The 16633-nt window shown below is 47.2% G+C and carries 17 protein-coding genes; 6 read left to right on the top strand and 11 right to left on the bottom strand.

Annotated features, from left to right (window positions below):
• Nucleotides 1–17: 17 nt before the first annotated feature.
• The 7 genes from ACOMG9_RS04950 to ACOMG9_RS04920 form a co-directional block, all read right to left on the bottom strand.
• On the bottom strand, nt 18–563 hold the full coding sequence (locus ACOMG9_RS04950; RefSeq protein WP_494529882.1) for a class I SAM-dependent methyltransferase: 546 nt from the start codon (nt 561–563) through the stop codon (nt 18–20).
• The gene (locus ACOMG9_RS04945) at nt 529–1038 is read right to left on the bottom strand and encodes a MerR family transcriptional regulator (RefSeq protein ID WP_494529881.1); all 510 of its coding nucleotides are present in this window, start codon (nt 1036–1038) and stop codon (nt 529–531) included. The genes ACOMG9_RS04950 and ACOMG9_RS04945 overlap by 35 nt, the downstream gene beginning before the upstream one ends.
• Before the next feature lie 342 nt (nt 1039–1380).
• Nucleotides 1381–3048: an AarF/UbiB family protein gene (locus tag ACOMG9_RS04940; RefSeq protein ID WP_494529880.1), complete on the bottom strand. Its 1668-nt coding sequence runs from the start codon at nt 3046–3048 to the stop codon at nt 1381–1383.
• Nucleotides 3049–3170: 122 nt separating this feature from the next.
• Nucleotides 3171–4865, bottom strand: a complete 1695-nt coding sequence (gene tnpC / locus ACOMG9_RS04935) for an IS66 family transposase (protein ID WP_494529122.1) — start codon at nt 4863–4865, stop codon at nt 3171–3173.
• 36 nt (nt 4866–4901) lie between these two features.
• A complete protein-coding gene (gene tnpB / locus ACOMG9_RS04930) occupies nt 4902–5270 on the bottom strand; it encodes an IS66 family insertion sequence element accessory protein TnpB (protein ID WP_448215654.1) in 369 nt (122 codons plus the stop codon).
• Nucleotides 5267–5593: an IS66 family insertion sequence element accessory protein TnpA gene (gene tnpA, locus ACOMG9_RS04925; RefSeq protein ID WP_448215653.1), complete on the bottom strand. Its 327-nt coding sequence runs from the start codon at nt 5591–5593 to the stop codon at nt 5267–5269. The genes tnpB and tnpA overlap by 4 nt, the downstream gene beginning before the upstream one ends.
• A 76-nt stretch (nt 5594–5669) precedes the next feature.
• Nucleotides 5670–5894, bottom strand: a complete 225-nt coding sequence (locus ACOMG9_RS04920; protein ID WP_494530407.1) for a hypothetical protein — start codon at nt 5892–5894, stop codon at nt 5670–5672.
• On the opposite strand from ACOMG9_RS04920, the gene ACOMG9_RS04915 reads away from it, so the two are divergent.
• On the top strand, nt 5849–6124 hold the full coding sequence (locus tag ACOMG9_RS04915; protein ID WP_448216016.1) for a 2-dehydropantoate 2-reductase N-terminal domain-containing protein: 276 nt from the start codon (nt 5849–5851) through the stop codon (nt 6122–6124). The genes ACOMG9_RS04920 and ACOMG9_RS04915 overlap by 46 nt on opposite strands.
• 150 nt (nt 6125–6274) lie before the next feature.
• Here the strand turns inward: ACOMG9_RS04915 and ACOMG9_RS04910 are convergent, their stop codons facing one another.
• On the bottom strand, nt 6275–7927 hold the full coding sequence (locus ACOMG9_RS04910; protein WP_494529879.1) for an AarF/UbiB family protein: 1653 nt from the start codon (nt 7925–7927) through the stop codon (nt 6275–6277).
• A gap of 528 nt (nt 7928–8455) precedes the next feature.
• Between ACOMG9_RS04910 and ACOMG9_RS04905 the strand changes: the two genes are divergently transcribed.
• On the top strand, nt 8456–9385 hold the full coding sequence (locus tag ACOMG9_RS04905) for a ketopantoate reductase family protein (RefSeq protein ID WP_448216014.1): 930 nt from the start codon (nt 8456–8458) through the stop codon (nt 9383–9385).
• A 37-nt stretch (nt 9386–9422) separates the two neighbouring features.
• Here ACOMG9_RS04905 and ACOMG9_RS04900 read toward each other — a convergent pair whose 3' ends face one another.
• On the bottom strand, nt 9423–9950 hold the full coding sequence (locus ACOMG9_RS04900; RefSeq protein WP_448216013.1) for a hypothetical protein: 528 nt from the start codon (nt 9948–9950) through the stop codon (nt 9423–9425).
• 152 nt (nt 9951–10102) lie between these two features.
• Between ACOMG9_RS04900 and nadC the strand changes: the two genes are divergently transcribed.
• The 3 genes from nadC to ACOMG9_RS04885 all read left to right on the top strand — a co-directional run bounded on the left by nadC (nt 10103) and on the right by ACOMG9_RS04885 (nt 13786).
• A complete protein-coding gene (nadC, locus tag ACOMG9_RS04895; RefSeq protein ID WP_448216012.1) occupies nt 10103–10981 on the top strand; it encodes a carboxylating nicotinate-nucleotide diphosphorylase in 879 nt (292 codons plus the stop codon).
• A 16-nt stretch (nt 10982–10997) separates the two neighbouring features.
• Nucleotides 10998–12014: a UDP-glucose 4-epimerase GalE gene (galE, locus tag ACOMG9_RS04890; RefSeq protein ID WP_448216011.1), complete on the top strand. Its 1017-nt coding sequence runs from the start codon at nt 10998–11000 to the stop codon at nt 12012–12014.
• 89 nt (nt 12015–12103) lie between these two features.
• Complete coding sequence (locus ACOMG9_RS04885; protein ID WP_494529878.1) at nt 12104–13786, top strand: helix-hairpin-helix domain-containing protein; 1683 nt, start codon at nt 12104–12106, stop codon at nt 13784–13786.
• Nucleotides 13787–13889: 103 nt separating this feature from the next.
• Here the strand turns inward: ACOMG9_RS04885 and ACOMG9_RS04880 are convergent, their stop codons facing one another.
• Complete coding sequence (locus tag ACOMG9_RS04880; RefSeq protein WP_494529877.1) at nt 13890–14363, bottom strand: pilin; 474 nt, start codon at nt 14361–14363, stop codon at nt 13890–13892.
• Nucleotides 14364–14503: 140 nt separating this feature from the next.
• On the opposite strand from ACOMG9_RS04880, the gene ACOMG9_RS04875 reads away from it, so the two are divergent.
• Nucleotides 14504–14944, top strand: a complete 441-nt coding sequence (locus tag ACOMG9_RS04875; protein ID WP_448216008.1) for a hypothetical protein — start codon at nt 14504–14506, stop codon at nt 14942–14944.
• Here ACOMG9_RS04875 and ACOMG9_RS04870 read toward each other — a convergent pair.
• A complete protein-coding gene (locus ACOMG9_RS04870) occupies nt 14937–16208 on the bottom strand; it encodes an O-antigen ligase family protein (RefSeq protein ID WP_494529876.1) in 1272 nt (423 codons plus the stop codon). The two genes, ACOMG9_RS04875 and ACOMG9_RS04870, sit on opposite strands and share 8 nt — an antisense overlap.
• Between the last annotated feature and the right edge of the window lie 425 nt (nt 16209–16633).

The raw sequence follows: 16633 nt of genomic DNA, 5'->3' as shown, positions 1-16633 counted from the left end.
TCAGTGGTTCGGATTAGTTATCCCACGCACTCCCGGCATAGAGAAAAATGATCGACCAGATCATATCCGACAGCGTCCATTTGCTTGAGACGATTGCTGATCGTCTGCATATCAGGGCAGTCTTGCTGCCAATAGGCCATCGCTTCCCGGACCGGATTATCAGTTAGCCATACCAGGTCGCTTACCACCAAAAAGCCACCGGGCCGCAGTAATGACTGCCATTGCGTCAGGGCTTTTTGGACCCCCATGATATAGGCACTGCCTTCCGACCAGATAAGATCAAAGCTCTCACTCTCAAAGGGTAATTCAGTCATGCTCACGCGAACGCTGGAAAGCCGTCCGGAAATATCCTGCTTCTCAAAACGCTCTTTTAATCGAGCCAGTGCTGACGGTTCATTATCTATGGCAGTAATGTTTGCTTCGGTATTGTCTATCAAAACGCTGGTTGACAGGCCTTTGCCACAACCAATCTCCAGAATATCAGCAGGGGCTTCGGGCACCAGTGATAATGCTTTCAGCGTGTCTTTTTCACTGCCTGGTCCCCCAGCGTTCGAGGGTCTCATAAACTTTCATAAAGTCGATCATATAAGTCTCGTGATCATTCATATCTTTCGATAACCACTTCAATCTGAGGGCTTCTTTTTCACTAAAACCCTGTTTTACTAACCAGTTCAGATGAGCATCAGGAGCAACCTTATCGAGGTCTTCATGCCAGGCTCTGAGGTCACCTTCACCCAGCATGGCTGCCAACAGCGCTCGTGACTGCTGCTTCAGTGCAATGTCTTCATCAAGCTGCCTGAGGCGGTTTTTCAACAGGTCCCTGTCTATCTTTTTTTCAAGGCAAACTTTGCACTCTTTCAAAGTCAGCCCTCCCGCCTGCAGTTGCTGAATCAAGCGGACTCTTTGAAGGTCTTTATCACTATAAAGACGGTAGCCATTTTCAAGTCTTTTACCTGAAATAAGCTGCTGTTTCTCGTAGTAGAGAAGCGCTGTACGTGAAAGCCCTACAGCGGCGGCTAACTCAGAAATCCGGTACACACTGATGCATCCTCAAACCATCAACAGGAAGGAACTTTAAGCTATAAAGCTGTAGACAGGTCAAGAAAAATTGAATGATCGAGAACAAATAGAGACCAACACCCGGAGCCTTAGAGGCTGTCGCAAAACTCTAACAACTCGTTCCCACGCTCTGCGTGGGAATGCATACCTCCCCTGAAAAGCGGACTCTGCAGCGCGAGATGGGTATGGGTTCCCACGCTGGAGCATGGGAACCAGAGTTTTGCGACACCCTCCTTAGAGAGGGTGTCACAAAAATACTTACCCATTCAGGTCAGGTCTTTATTATTGCAACTACTGATTATAGGGTCGCCCGGACGGGCGCTATTCTCTGTCAGGCTCCAATTTATCCAATAGCCACTCCAGATACCCTATATACTGACGATATGCAGATAATTGCCACCCAGTCCGCATTACCATGGGATCGATCGGTCTGATCTGGAAACCGAGACTTTTAACCAATTTGTCAAAAGGAACACCGACGACTTTGTTCAAGGTCGCTTTGCCAGCATTCTGCATATCTTGCTCCACATGCTCCATGGCAAGTCTGATCATAAATCGCGACAATAGCTCTACAAACGCAGCCTCTGATTGGACAGGCCCCTTCGTACTAGAGTCATCCGAGATGTTTTTTAACCAATGATAAATCTGACTGCAAACTGCTCCAACGGTAGCTTCTCTCTGAAATTGTTGTAATTCATCAATGGGGGGTATGATATCCCGTCCAAAGCCGCTACGAAAAGGTTCAATAAATTCTTCTAAAGATTCCAGCATTTCCGAAGATATTGGCGTGTAAACCAGATCCCGGACATCAACTTCGTCGGTTGTATCCGTTGGGCTGGGGGTATTTTGCTCCTCAACCAGACCATTCCCGGTAGCACGGCTATGAAAAAGCAAGAACAGTCCAATAATAAGTGAATAATAAACAGTATCTTTTACTATGCGCAAAATATCGTTATTGGCACTACTGTTAGCGTGATCAATACAATAAATACTGATACGATCGCTCTCCAGTTTCATCATGAAATTACCCGATTGAAAATCGGTGTTTAAAAAACAGGATTCACTGACTGAATCCAAATAAACCGATAGCACATGTTTATGAATGCCGACGATAATAGTCTTTATTTCCACTTCACTTAACCTTCCACCCTCTTTCCAGTCCGGCTGCCATGAAGCGAGCCTCTCCCTTAATGCGTCTGTACGATCGAGAGAACAGCCATCAATATACTCCATCACAAGGGCATCAGGGCTGGATAACGATACAGCCACCTCAGGTACCCTGAACTGAACTGGCACCTGATGGCCTGAACCGGTACTTACGCGGTACTCATTGCTTTCTGTCAAATCTTTTAATGTCACAGACGCTTTTTCGGTAAACTTAAGTTCCCGTGATAAATCACACTCATTACTAAAACTCTTGAATGCCCTGGAAAAGTCGTCAAAGTCCTTCTCTGACATAAAACCCGAGTTATTAAGGTTAGAAAACAGGCCGGTCATTATCGAAACATCAGTGTTAATTTTTTCTGCCAATTCTGGTGATAAATATTTAACAGCAAAGTCTTGTCCATCAATATTAAACTGATCGACCTGGCAAATAGTCCCACGCCCAAGTGTTTCAACATGCCGGACAGTTGCTGCTGAAACGGCAGTGTTAGCCATGACCTGGCTACTGCTGTCATTATCAGCTGCGCCTGATCGTTCCTGCATGGCACCTTCAGAAAGCAGCCTGTCAGAACGCAATCCGGCATTAGCCACATTGCGCTCGACAACTTTCCTGATTACCTCAGGATCAACCTTGCCTGCCGAATACTGACTTGCGGATTTCACTATGTCAGTCACATAGTTATAAACCTTTTGATCTGATTTAAAACACTCAGCCGGTGCTTGAGTTGCTGCCAGGTATTGGCCTATTTTGCCGCATAGCCCACCATTTTCATGGTAAAACTGAGCAATTGCTTCAGGAGAACGTAAACAGACTTTCTTCGCCACTGCAGCGCCGCAACTGGCAGCCACTCCAAGAACACGTGATGTCCTCTTGAGGGTGCGGGTGACTCTCTGTGTTATGTAAGCGCCAAATAAACCAGCGTACTGGCTGCCGCCCCCAAGATTTCTTATTCTTTGCCTGTCTTAACATTCCAGGGGAGAAGCTGTTCCAGTTTCTCAACGGTATCGGCGTAAGGCAGCTCTTTTAAAATATGGTTCAGGTAATTGAAAGGCTCCAGACCATTCACCTTTGCGCTTTCAATCAGGCTGTATAAAAGGGCACTGGCTTGCGCCCCTTTTGGCGTGTCTGCAAACATCCAGTTCTTGCGGCCAATAGCGAAGGGGCGGATGGTGTTTTCCGCTGCGGCATTACTGATATCCAGGTGGCCGTTGTCACAGTAAACGACCAGTTTTGGCCATTGGTTCAATGCATAGCTCATGGCTTGGTGCGACAGGCTGCCCGGGTCTAGCCTGGTTATGTTTTTCTCCAGCCATACATGAAAGTCGTCCAGTAGTGGCTTACTCTTTTGCTGACGCAGGATGGCTTTTTCTGATGGAGGAAGATCTCCTATTTCTTTCTCAATGGCGTAAAGCTTACCGATTTTGCCTAAAGCGACATTCGCCTTGCTAACGCGGGTGTTTTTCACCTTTTTGCCCGGTTTGGCTTCGCCCTTCCTGGCATCCAGAAATTTCCTGCGAACGTGGTCGAAGCAACCCGCCTGGGTGATGCCTTCTTGTTTGCATACAGCGTCGTAACTGGCATACCCGTCAGTTTGCAGGTAACCGCTGAACCCTTCGAACAGACGCAGGGGAACCTCCTTGCCTCTTGAGGGATCGTATTCAAACACCACCGATGTTTGTCCGGGTGGCCCACCAAGGCTGACCCACATATATTTGTCAGAGTTGATGGACTTGCTGGTTTCCTTGATCACCTGAATTCGGGTTTCGTCAGCATGGATCACCGAACCGGTCTTTTGATGATCTCTCATCAAATTGATGAGTGGCCGCAGTTCTGTAGACAGCCGAATCAAAGAGTTGGCCATCGTCGTCCGGGTGACAGAGCCACCGTATCGCTTGAGGATATTCTCTTGCCTGTACAAAGGCAGTGCGTCGCAGTACTTGGAGACAATGATCCAGGCCAGTGTGCAAACAGAGAGTGAAGATTTGGGCAGTGGGTGTTTTGGCAGCTCTGCAACTTTAATGACCCGCTTCTCCTGTCCATGCTCATCGACTTCTGGAAAGACTGCTTTCTCTTGCAGAATTTCTTTCACCTGAACCTTGGTCGGAACGATATCAAGCTCTTCACGGACTTTGACAAAGAAGGTATCAATGGCTCCGGCTTTTTCTTCTTCACTGAGTTCAGAGCGTTCCTGCACTCTGGGCAGAGACTCTGAAAATGACTTGCGCCCTGTTTTCTTTTTGCGTGGTTTTGGAGGCTCTTGCTCTGGCTGACCTTCAGCTTCGTCTTGCTCTCCGGTGCAGCCTTCCAGCTCCACCTCGTTGAAAATGTCGACCTGGCTGTTGTTTTTTTCAGTGCTTCTTCCGTACAGGCGGGATCGGGAGAGCCTCAGGTACTCTTCCAGTTGCGCAATGCGTTTTTTTTGAGAATCGATGACCTCTGACTTCTTTTGAATAATGTCGTCTTTTTCAAGAAGGGCATTTTCTTTTTCAAGAAGGGCATTTTCTTTTTCAAGAATGACACTTTCCTGCGAATGGATCGCCTCAAACAAGGCGACCATTTCAGGGTTAGTCTCAGCCTGATGAAAGGGCAAATCCAGTGCGGATTTCGGCTGAAAAATCAGAGTGTCGGCGGTCGATTTCATGGTCGCTATTTTACCATAAAACCCTGAAAAACAGGACTAAAAACAGCTCTCATAATGCCTTTTTTTATGGGGTTGCATGGCATTGAGATTGTAGCCGTCCAGCAGCCAGTTTAATTGTTTCCCGGTTAATGTAACCAGCTCTTCGTCCGGTTTGGGCCAGTGGAATTTGTCCTCAGACAGGCTCTTGTAATAAAGCACAAAACCATTATCTTCCCAGAACAGGCACTTGATTTTATTACGCTGCCGGTTGGTAAACGCATATAAATAGCCGTCAAAGGGGTTGTGCCCCAGCTCTTGTTCAACCAACACAGCAAGCCCACGAAATGACTTGCGAAAGTCAATCGGCTCCCGGTAGAGAAACACCTTTGGTAATACCTCTGACGGTCGCATAACCGGGGTGTTCATAGCATATCCCTCACCAGTTGCTCACAAAGCGACAGGTTACTTTCATCAATACCGGACACTGTTACACCACTGGGTAGGGTGATGGAGAGTGGTGTTATCCGAGAAGGCGCACCAGGTTCTGGTTGGGGTGTTACCTGGACAAAGCCAGAGTTGTTCGGGGTCGGTTTTACGCTGGGGGTTGTGTCGAGTTTACGCTTCCAGTATCCGAATTTGGATACCCTTATACCATGCTGTTGGCACCACGCACTCTGAGTCAAACCTGAATCCCGCCACGACTGAACACGCTCTAGCCATTCACTGTCTGCGGGTAATTTCTTTGACATATTGGCCTCCTTATATCGGGAGGCTAATCATTTCAAATGGGGTTTTGATTCTGAAGGGCGTGGGTTTATTTGGCGTTTACTGTGTTATTGAGCCAGCCGCCTGAGATATCGTCCTGAAAACCAGGGAGTCACCCGCTCTGGAGTGACCTGCTGCAGGGTGCTCATGCGCGGGTTGCAATTGCTTATGGGGATTAATGGCGGTGACAGTGCTTTTTGATGCACTGGTGGAAGCGTTAGCCTCAAACACCCTATTGTATGCACCAGTGCTGGTCACTCCTGCGGTATTATTCGAAACGTCCATATCAACTCCTTGGTTCATCCATATTGTTTACATACAGCTTTGACTTGAATGAATCAAAAAAGTTCATTTTTAATGCTTATCATTTATTGGTCTACACAAAAGCGCAGGATGCTGAATCGGCTGTTCTTTCAGTCGCTGATCACTTATCAGACCCGTGCCTGATACTATTAATCCAGAACGCTATGGGTAGGCAACAGGCGATAGCACAACATTTCAGTTCACAAACATGACTGGCTGGCAAAGCCAGCACCAACAATACTGTTGTCGGGTGGTGTGGTTATTATTTCTGGAGGTGGTTCACGATAATAGCGAGAGTGTCTTCTAAGTCGTGGCGGCAGTAAATTGGTCTGAAAACCCGCTTTTGTTCGTCAAATAGCTCGCTATTCTCGATAATACTCCCAGTTATCCATTAGCGACTCCAGTTGCCCTATATACTGGCGATATGCAGACAATTGCCACCCAACCCGCAGTAATATGGGATTGTTCGGACTGATCTGAAAACCCAGACTTTGAGCAAATTTGTCAAAAGGAACAGCGACAACTCTGTGCAAGGCTGTAATGTCAGCCTTCTGCATATCTTGCTCCACATGTTCCATGGCAAGCCGGATCAAAAATCGCGTCAATAGCTCCACAAACGCAGCCTCTGATTGGACAGGCCCCTCCGTATCAGAATCGTCCGAGATGTCTTTTAACCAATGATAAATCTGACTGCAAATTTCTCCAACGCTAGCTTCTCTCTGAAATTGTTGTAATTCATCAATGGGGGGTATGATATCCGGTCCAAAGCCCCTACGATAAGTTTCAATAAATGTTTCTATAGATTCCTGCGCTTCCGGGGATATTGCCGTGCAAACCAGAGCCCGGATGTCAACTTCGTCGGTTGTATCCATCGAGCTTGGGATATTTTCCTCTTCAATCAGGCCATTCCCGTTAGCACGGTTATGAAACAACAAGAACAGTCCTGCAAGAAGTGAATAATAAACAGGGTCTTTCATCATGCGCAAAATATCGTTATTGCCAGTACTGTTGGCGTGATCAATACAATAAATACTGATACGATCACTCTCCAGTTTCACCATGAAATTACCCGTTTGGGGGTCAGTATTTAAAAAAAAGGATTCACTGAATAAATCCAAATAAGCTTCTAGCACAAGTTTATGAATGCCGACAATAATAGTATTTATTTCCGTTTCAGTTAGCCTTCCACCCTCTTTCCAGTCCGGCTGCCATGAAGCGAGCCTCTCCCTTAACGCGTCTGTACGATCAAGAGAACAGCCATCAATATACTCCATCACAAGGGCATCAGGGCTGGATAAGGGTACAGACACCTCAGGTACCCTGAACTGAACCGGCACCTGATGGCCTGAGTCGATAGTTACATGGTAGCGCTTGGTTTCTGTCAAATTTTTTAAGGCCTCAGACGCTTTTTCGGTAAACTTAAGTTCCCGTGATAAGTCACACTCATTACTACAACTCTTGAATGCACTGCAAATGTCGTTAAAGTACATCTCTGAGATAAAACCCCAGCCATAAAAGAAAGAAATCAGGCTGTTCACCAACGAAACATCAATATTAATTTTTTCTGCCAACTCTGGTGATAAATATTTAACAGCAAAATCTCGTCCACCAATATTAAACTGATCGACCTGGCAAATACTCCCACGCCCGAGTGTTTTAACATGCCGGACAGGTGCTGCTGAAACAGCACTGTTAGCCATGAACTGGCTACTGCCGTCATTATCAGCTGTGCCTGATCGTTCCGGCATGGCATCTTCAGAAAGCAGTCCGGCATTAGCCACATTGCGCTCGATAACTTTCCTGATTACCTCAGGATCAACCTTGCCTGCCGAGCACTGGCTCGCGACTTTTACCATGTTAGTCGTGTAGTTATAAAGATCTTGATGTGATTTGAAATACTCAGCCGGTGCTTGTTTTGCCGCTACGTATTGGCCTATTTTGCCCCACAGTCCGCCATTTTTATGGAAAAACTGAGCAATTGGTTCAGGAGAACGATAACAGAGAACCTTCGCCATAGTAGCGCCACCACTGCAAGCCAACCCAATAACACGCGATGTCCTTTTCAGGGTGCAGGTGACTCTTTGGGTAATTGAGCTAGCCGCCTGAGATATCGTCCTGAAAACCAGGGAGCAACCCGCTCTGGAATGGCCTGCTGCAGGGTGTTCATGGGCGTGTTGCAATTGCTTATGGGGATTAACGGTGGTAACAGTGCTTTTTGATGATGTACTGGTGGAAGCAGCGTTAGCCTCAGACACCCTATTGTATGCACCGGTGCTAGTCACTCCTGCGGTATTATTCGAAACGTCCATATCATTCCCCCTGGTTCATAAATAATGTTTACATACAATCTCTGACTTGAATGAATCAAGAAAGTTCATTTTTAATGCTTATTATTTTCAATTTTGAATTGAAAAAACTGTAGATAGGTGGAGAAAAATTGAATGGTCGAGAACAAATAGAGACCAATCTTACACCGCTGGCAGCACTCAATATTCACATATCACCATTGACTGTTTAAACTCGCCCGGATTATCTCAACCAGAGTGAGCCAAGAAGTGACCTGGCATATCATCGGTGCTGGCAGTATGGGCTGCCTGTGGACAGCTCAGTTCCTCAGGGCGGACATGAAAGCTACCCTGCTTGTTCGGGAACAGAGCTTGCACTCACTCAACGTTACCCAGCCTGTTCTGGCCATTGATGAACTGGATGGAGTCAGTCAACACTTCCCTATCAAACTGGATTCTTCCGAATCTCTCACTGACTCGATAACCCATTTATTGGTCTGCACAAAGGCACAGGATGCTGAACCGGCCGTTCTTTCACTCGCTGATCACTTATCAGACCAGTGCCAGATACTATTAATCCAGAACGGTATGGGCAGCCAACAAGCAATAGCACAACATTTCAGTTCACAAACCGTATGGGCCGCATCGACAACAGAAGGGGCATGGATGAAAGACGTTCTGCATGTCTGTCATGCCGGTCGTGGATCAACCTGGGTGGGTCCTGTTGGTCAGAAGCCTGAGAATGCTGTTTGGCAAGGATTAAAAGGCGCTCTGGAAAAGCTGCCAGTTGACATTCAGTTTACCCATCAGATTGAAGAAAAGCTCTGGGATAAACTGGCAGTCAATTGTGCCATCAACGGTCTTACTGCCTTGTATGATTGCAGGAATGGACAACTGCTGGACACTGAAGAGCGTCAACAACGTTTAGCAGCATTGGCTGAAGAAGTGACACAGGTGAGGCAAGCGGCCGGCATTCCCGGTTCAGAAAACCTTCTTGAGCTGGTCAGGCAAGTCTGCCGGGATACCGCAATGAACCGCTCTTCTACCTGCATGGATGCCCGACAGGGTCGAAAAACCGAGCTGGCGTTTATTAACGGTTATCTGATCGAGCAGGCTGAAAAGCTGGGCGCGGAGGCGCCTGCCAATCGGACACTGATGAGAGAGCTGGCAGAACTCAACATCCGTTAGCCAAAAAATAACGTCAAGGCATCAGCGACAAGTCAATTCAAGAGTGAGGTGTACGCCATAACTTAATGGCTGATCCAAATGGACAAGTGAAGTGATCGGTTTTGAGGGTCTCTCCGGTTTTTGCATCCGAGGCAATAAACCAGATATTAAATTCTTTATTATTTTCTCTGGAGAGGGTGTAGGCACTTTGCCACTCCATCCAGGCTGGCCAGTCTATCCAGTCTGGCAGAGGTCTGGCATCCCTGACTTCGGCCATTAAATAGGAGTTCAGTTTATAGCTCGTTAACATCATTATCGAGCCATCTTCATTGATGGTGTTTCGTTTAAAAATAGTGACCTCTTTTCCATGGAAACTCTGTACCGCCTGATGAGAATGATGCTTAAGTTTCTTGAGCTTATGAGTACACTGTCCAAAATCAATCACACCGATAACAGGGACCTCTCCCTGTTCAAGAGCGCCCTTCAGGGCTATGTAGGAATTAATTTGTCTGGTCTCGCCCCATACCTGAGAGCAGGACATGGTCAGGGCAAGAAGAGCACACTTAAAGGGCTTGATAATGTACATATCTTTGGTCTTCTGCGTGTTCTGAACATGACCCCCGAGTATAGATCATGTCAAGCTGGTACAGTCGGCAAGAACAAAGACATGAGACAACGATTTGTTTATAATCCCCGCCAATTCTTCATGATTTCCGGCCATATATTAGTAGAGTCAACATGCAGCCCCGAGACAATCTCGCTTCCGACCTGACCGACACCATCCAGCACAATGTTCGCAATGCCCTGGAAGAAGACATCGGCTCAGGTGATATTACGGCCTCCCTCATTCCTGCCGGGCAAATGGCCAAAGCACGCATCCTCTGTCGTGAACCTGCGGTTATTGCGGGACGCCCCTGGTTTGATGAAGTATTCAGGCAGATTGACCCATCGGTGACTCTGGACTGGCAGGTTCAGGAAGGTGAACAGGTGGGAGCGGATCAGGTTCTGGTTTTTATGGAAGGTCCTGCCAGAAGCCTGTTAACCGGTGAACGTACAGCCATGAACTTTCTTCAGACCCTTTCCGGCACTGCTACCCGCTGTTCTTACTACGCCAATCTGGTCAAAGCGACGGGCGTTAAACTGCTGGACACCCGTAAAACCCTGCCCGGTCTTCGCCTCGCCCAAAAGTACGCCGTCATGGCAGGCGGATGTCACAATCACCGGATCGGGCTTTATGATGCCTTCCTGATCAAGGAGAACCATATTGCCGCCTGTGGCGGGATTGAGCAGGCAGTCAGCACCGCCCGCGCCATGGCTCCGGGCAAGCCTGTGGAAGTTGAGGTCGAAAACATGGAAGAGTTCCAGCGGGCAAGAAGCGCTGGTGCCGACATCATTATGTTGGACAACTTCCCTCTGGACGCACTGCGTGAAACCGTCGAACTGAACAACTCCCTGCCAGCACCTCAACCCGGGCTGGAAGCTTCCGGGGGTATTACCGATGAGCGCCTGCCGGTAATTGCAGCGACCGGAGTCGACTTTATTTCCATCGGAACACTCACCAAAGATATTCAATCCATTGATCTGTCCATGAGACTGGTTGATACCACAGAGATCTGAACAGGAAGCCAAAACCATGAGTAAAATTCTGGTCACAGGAGGTGCAGGCTATATCGGTAGCCATACCTGTCTGGAATTATTAAACGACAACTACGAAATAGTGGTTCTGGATAACCTCAGCAACAGCAGCGAAGAATCTCTGAGCCGGGTTCAGGAGATTACCGGCAAAACACTGGCGTTTGTCAACGGCGACATCCGCGATCGAGCTTTGCTGGACGCCCTCTTTCAGCAACACGATTTTGAAGCCGTTATTCACTTTGCGGGGTTGAAAGCCGTAGGGGAGTCTTGCGAAATCCCTCTCGATTACTATGAAAACAATGTCTACGGCACCCTTGTACTCTGCCAGGCCATGCAGGCAGCCAATGTAAAACGCATTGTCTTCAGCTCGTCAGCGACCGTTTATGGTGATCCTGCCAGTCTGCCGATCACAGAAGATTTTCCGCTGAGTGCCACTAACCCTTACGGCCGCTCGAAACTGATGGTGGAAGAAGTACTGGAAGATCTCTTCAAATCGGATACTGACTGGAGCATTGCCCTGCTTCGTTACTTTAATCCGGCAGGTGCTCATTCTTCTGGTCGCATTGGCGAAGATCCTAATGACACCCCTAACAACCTGATGCCCTACGTGACTCAGGTGGCCATTGGAAAGCTGGAAAAATTAAGAGTTTTTGGTAACGACTACCCCACCATCGACGGCACCGGAGTTCGTGATTATATCCACGTGGTGGATTTGTCAGTGGGTCATGTCAAAGCCATAGAAAAACTTCGTACGACCAAAGGCGTACATACCTGGAACCTCGGCCTGGGCAAAGGCTACAGTGTTCTGGAAATAGTTGCGGCGTTTGAAAAAGCGTCTGGCCAAAATGTACCTTACGAGATCACGGCTCGCCGTTCCGGTGACATTGCCGCCTGCTATGCCAATACCGACAAAGCTCTGAATGAGCTGGGTTGGAAAGCAGAGCGGGGGCTTGAAGAAATGGTGACCGACGCCTGGCGCTGGCAGTCCGACAATCCGGATGGATACAACCCTTAACTTTAATGGGGCTTTAATGCCCCATTTCGATCAGTTTCGTCTTATCTGGCCGATCAATTAAAGACGTCCCCCTCCCCGGAAAACTGATCATGAAACACCTTTTTTCGCTTTTTCTCCTGCTCATTCCAATCACTGTATGGAGCGCCTGTCCAAGCTGGACCTCCGAGCAGGCTGAAAAGCAGATCGTTGCTCTGCAAAAAGAGATCAGACATAACGATGACCTTTACTACAACAAACACTCTCCCGTGCTCACCGACCATGAATACGATGCGCTGAAAGCGCAACTGCAATCTCTGATAAAGTGTTTTCCGGAACTGACACTTCCCCCTGTTGCTGAGGAGAATATCGAGGGAGACGTTGACCATCGCGCCTTTATGGGTAGCTTGAAAAAGGCCCGGGACATTGATGATATCAAAAAATTTCTCAAACAAGCCGGTAAGGAAATCATTCTGGTTCAACCCAAGATTGACGGTGTTGCGGTTGAGCTGGTTTATCAGAACGGCAAACTGGTCGCCGCTTCTACCCGGGGCACAGGCGACAGAGGGCAGAATATTCTTGATGCCGTCAAACACATGCCCATGATCCCGAAAGCGCTGATTACGGAATATAACGATATTGTCCTGCACGGAGAACTCTTTGCCCGCCTGAATGAGACCGTCAAAAATTCCGTTTATAGCAGTGCCCGTCATTATGTCTCCGGCCATATCAGCCGCAAAGAACTGGATGTTTCGTCACTGGGCAGTATCGAATTTTTCCCATGGCGCTGGGTCAACAGCCCTTTTGATAGCGACAAGACGGTGATTAATACCCTGTACGGCTATGGTTTTGAGCTACCTGCCGAGCATACCCAACGGGGTAATACTCTGAAAGAGATAGAAAAAATTCGTGATACCTATAATAAACGCAGCGATATGGAGCCCTTCCTTATGGACGGTATCGTTCTGAAACTGGATAACCTCGAGCTTCGTAAAAAACTGGGCTGGGAGAGCCAGAATCCAGCCTGGGCCATTGCCTGGAAATTCCCTTCCGACAGTGCGATAACCACAGTTAAAGGCGTTGATTTCAGAGTGGGACGTACCGGCCAGATCACCCCGGTACTTCAGCTGGAACCGATAGCGATCGGAGGGGAAACTGTTCGGCAGGTATCACTGGGCAGCATCAAAAACCTGTCTGAGAAGGATATCGCTATTGGTGACCAGATTTCTGTGCAACTGAAAGGCGCTGCTACACCGGTTTTTGGTCAGGTTGTTCTGAGGCCGGAGCATCGCACCCGACCAATGTTTCCAGACCCGAAAAGATACAATGCCTTCTCCTGCCTTGAGTTAAAGCCGGGCTGTGAAGAACAGTTTACTGAAAGATTGAAATGGCTGGGGATAAGTCTGGATATTCCCTTTTTGCACGAGCCACTGATAAAAAAGCTGATGGCAAATAAGGCCATTGACCGCTTTCCAGATAGTTTCAAAGTGTCTGAGTCTGACCTGAAACAGGCTGGCTTGAATGAACATTCATCGAAACAGCTGCTATCAGTACTCAACACACTTCATAGGATTTCTCTAAAGTCCCAGATAAGAGCCCTGAGCATTCCACAGCTGGGAGAAACCCGTTCCAGAAAGCTGGCAAGCCATTTTGAAAGCTGGGACAAAATTCTTGATGCCACGCCAGAGGAAATGTCGGCTGTAGCTTTGATCTCCGTTGAGCAGGCCCGGAGAGCTAAAGACTATTTAAACACTTCAGACATCAGGGACTCTATTGAATGTTTTAAACGGCCCTGATTTTACCTCTGACTTTCAATCTCAGGTCACCCTCATAGATTCACCAAACAGAAAAAAGGCCGGAATTAAATCCAGCCTTCGAAGAAACTACGTCAGTAAAGTTCTAGGGCGAGTAATCTGGTGTAGTAGTTAAAGAATCATTGCTGCACAATGTACCACCACCATTACATGTAAGAGTCCATACAGTGCCTGTTGCATCAGGAGTGTACGTTAAAGTCTGTGAAGCAAAAGCCCCACCTGGAGTAATTGTGATAACCCCATCCACGACATCGTCTATTGTGTTTCTTGCAGCGGGAATACCATTTGATCCATCATCACAATCAGTGATAGGGTTGGTTTGAGCACAAATACCTACAGCCGTCTTATACTGGCTGGCTTCACTCAACGCGGCGTTTATTGTCGCATTACGGGTATAATTCTGGTACTGGGGAATCGCCACTGCCGCCAGAATACCAATGATCGCCACTACGATCATCAGTTCGATCAGCGTGAAACCCAGCATCCTGGACATCCATGTTTTCATCTCGTTATCCTCGGTCATTGAATAGCTGCCCTCCGCCAATACACTGGGCCCCACAGGTCAGTCTCTAGCAAGATGTCGGCGCTCATGACCAGAGCTTTAGGACTTACCTTTCGTTTTTAAAACCGCTGATTTCTCGTGATTTTCAGATGTGGCCCGATAAGCCTTATACAGGCTTTTCTTCAGGGGCAGCTGCCATGAAAAATCTCACCCTTTTCGCCAATAAAAAACTCTCTCTTGTTGCCCGGGTCATTACTGTTGTGCTGATACTGACATCCACTGCGATCACCGGCGCTGTCAGTCTTCAACATGTCTACCAAGGTGAAGTGGATCGTTATTTTGAGCAGGGGCAAGACTCAGAGCTGATGCTGATCATTCAATCGGGGCACCACACACTCAAAACCACAGGCGTGGGAAAAGACAATTTCAGACCCTTATTAGGCAGTGAACTGGGAGAATATCAGAATCACACCTTTGTTGGCTGGCACGCAGATTTCAGACAAATGACCCGGGAAGGTGGGTTTCCTTTCTTCATGCTCTACGAAGTCAGTTATCAGAAAGGGCGGACTCAGGAGTATTTTTCCTACCAGGGCCTACTGAATCCACAACTGGTAGCCAGAGAAATCCATATTAATTAACAAGGTGAAAGGCTCCATTCTGCCAGAAACGTGGGGCCATGGATTCAAAGGGAATTGAAACTGGGTAGGTTCCCTGAATAAACTCAACGTAGAAAATGCTAAAGAAGGTAATAGACAACAAGATAAGCATTGAAGCCAACAGCTTTGAAACACTCACTTCGTAATCCTTAACTTCAGCAATGACCTTCACTCTGTCCTTATCGTGAGCATACAGACAATAGCCCACTACCAGCAACATCATCATCTGACTCACAGGCGTGATAAATACACCACTGATCTGGGCATGAAGCACCGCACTCAGAATAGCCCAAAAGGCCGATATCTGGATATAGGTTTGCTGCACCGACAATGATCCTCTCTCTAACCTTTTTTTCAGCCGCATCAGGTAAGAAACGCCACCCCAAAGCATGACGATAACAAAGCACAATGTAGCCAGCGTCCCCCACTCAGAAAGCCATTGCAAAACAATATTATGGGGCGATCCCAGTCCATTGTCTGATGAAAGAATAAAATGCTGAGGCCCCACCCCAAACAGGGGATTATCTAATGCCAGTTGCCAGGCAGTGATCCAAAGCTCAACACGATCATAGGTTTTCAATGCCGCTGAGAGTGGTCTGAATCCCTTGACTCCATGCCCCAATAAATAAGGAATGAGCCAAATAAAAACCGTATAAGCGATCAACCCAACCATCAATGCTTTTGTATGAACTCGAATAATGGGTGTTATTACTTTCTGGAAACAAAAGTAAATAGCTATTCCACTCATAACCAAAGACAGAAGGATGCCTCGGCTCTGTGATAAAAAAATGAAAAAATACATAATCATCAAGGGAATCCAGCTTAGCCTCTGAACCAGTGACCCCTTGCTTTTCGACAAAAGGGGCAGTAAAGCCAAAAGTGGAATCAGCCAGTTCTGCGCATGATTCAAAATCCTGGGGTTAGTAAATCCATAAATCGTGTGCATCCAGGACTCAGGCGGATATTGTAAATAAACGGCATAGTGAAACAGGTAGCCAAAACCGTAAAGCCCTAAAGCCATGCCAATAACACTGATAATGCCTGCCAGCTTTCTCTCATCAATACTTTTGGCCAGGAGTAAAGTGCTCATCATCAGTAAACCATAGAGCCCAACCTCCTGAATGCCTTTTAACGGATACTCACTCATTAATGCCGAGCATGATCCAAACCCTAAGCCAAGGAAGATCAAGACTCTGGCCAGAACGGGCAAATAAGCAAAGCCATTCAGGGACTGATAGCAAACCATAAACAACCCAGAGGCAACAGAAAGAAAAACAACTTGAACAACTCGCCTGAAGTTGTAGCTGGACAGTCCGAAATCCCAGATTTGAAGAGCCGACCACATTGCCAGTAGTGTCAGCGTCATTAAAAGAAACACTGCGCTTTTATGGTGAGACTGATGAATGAACGTGAGCATGAGCACTGAATTTATGTGGACATAATCATCGTATATCGGCTATGAGCCGGACAAGAGTAGCCTCGGTAACTTTAAAAAGAGAAGAGAACAAAGAGAGAGAACAAAAAGAACAAAAAGGACATCCAAAGAGAGAGAGGAAGGCACCACAACAAAAAGGACACAACAAGAGAACAAAAAAAACACCCATATATTTGACGAACAAAGAAAGAGAACAAAAAAGACACCCATATATTTGAAGAGAACAAAAAGGACAC

The organism is Endozoicomonas sp. PH6C, from assembly GCF_059322965.1.
This window is presented reverse-complemented; position numbering and strand designations above follow the sequence as displayed.

Bases quoted from the DNA above. Each gene is read 5' to 3' on its own strand.
- ACOMG9_RS04950 (WP_494529882.1), bottom strand. From the start codon at position 563: ATGAGACCCTCGAACGCTGGGGGACCAGGCAGTGAAAAAGACACGCTG.
- tnpC (WP_494529122.1), bottom strand. From the start codon at position 4,865: ATGAAATCGACCGCCGACACTCTGATTTTTCAGCCGAAATCCGCACTG.
- tnpB (WP_448215654.1), bottom strand. From the start codon at position 5,270: ATGAACACCCCGGTTATGCGACCGTCAGAGGTATTACCAAAGGTGTTT.
- tnpA (WP_448215653.1), bottom strand. From the start codon at position 5,593: ATGTCAAAGAAATTACCCGCAGACAGTGAATGGCTAGAGCGTGTTCAG.
- ACOMG9_RS04915 (WP_448216016.1), top strand. From the start codon at position 5,849: ATGCACCAGTGCTGGTCACTCCTGCGGTATTATTCGAAACGTCCATAT.
- ACOMG9_RS04920 (WP_494530407.1), bottom strand. From the start codon at position 5,894: ATGGACGTTTCGAATAATACCGCAGGAGTGACCAGCACTGGTGCATAC.
- ACOMG9_RS04910 (WP_494529879.1), bottom strand. From the start codon at position 7,927: ATGGCGAAGGTTCTCTGTTATCGTTCTCCTGAACCAATTGCTCAGTTT.
- ACOMG9_RS04900 (WP_448216013.1), bottom strand. From the start codon at position 9,950: ATGTACATTATCAAGCCCTTTAAGTGTGCTCTTCTTGCCCTGACCATG.
- nadC (WP_448216012.1), top strand. From the start codon at position 10,103: ATGCAGCCCCGAGACAATCTCGCTTCCGACCTGACCGACACCATCCAG.
- galE (WP_448216011.1), top strand. From the start codon at position 10,998: ATGAGTAAAATTCTGGTCACAGGAGGTGCAGGCTATATCGGTAGCCAT.
- ACOMG9_RS04885 (WP_494529878.1), top strand. From the start codon at position 12,104: ATGAAACACCTTTTTTCGCTTTTTCTCCTGCTCATTCCAATCACTGTA.
- ACOMG9_RS04875 (WP_448216008.1), top strand. From the start codon at position 14,504: ATGAAAAATCTCACCCTTTTCGCCAATAAAAAACTCTCTCTTGTTGCC.
- ACOMG9_RS04870 (WP_494529876.1), bottom strand. From the start codon at position 16,208: ATGGTTTGCTATCAGTCCCTGAATGGCTTTGCTTATTTGCCCGTTCTG.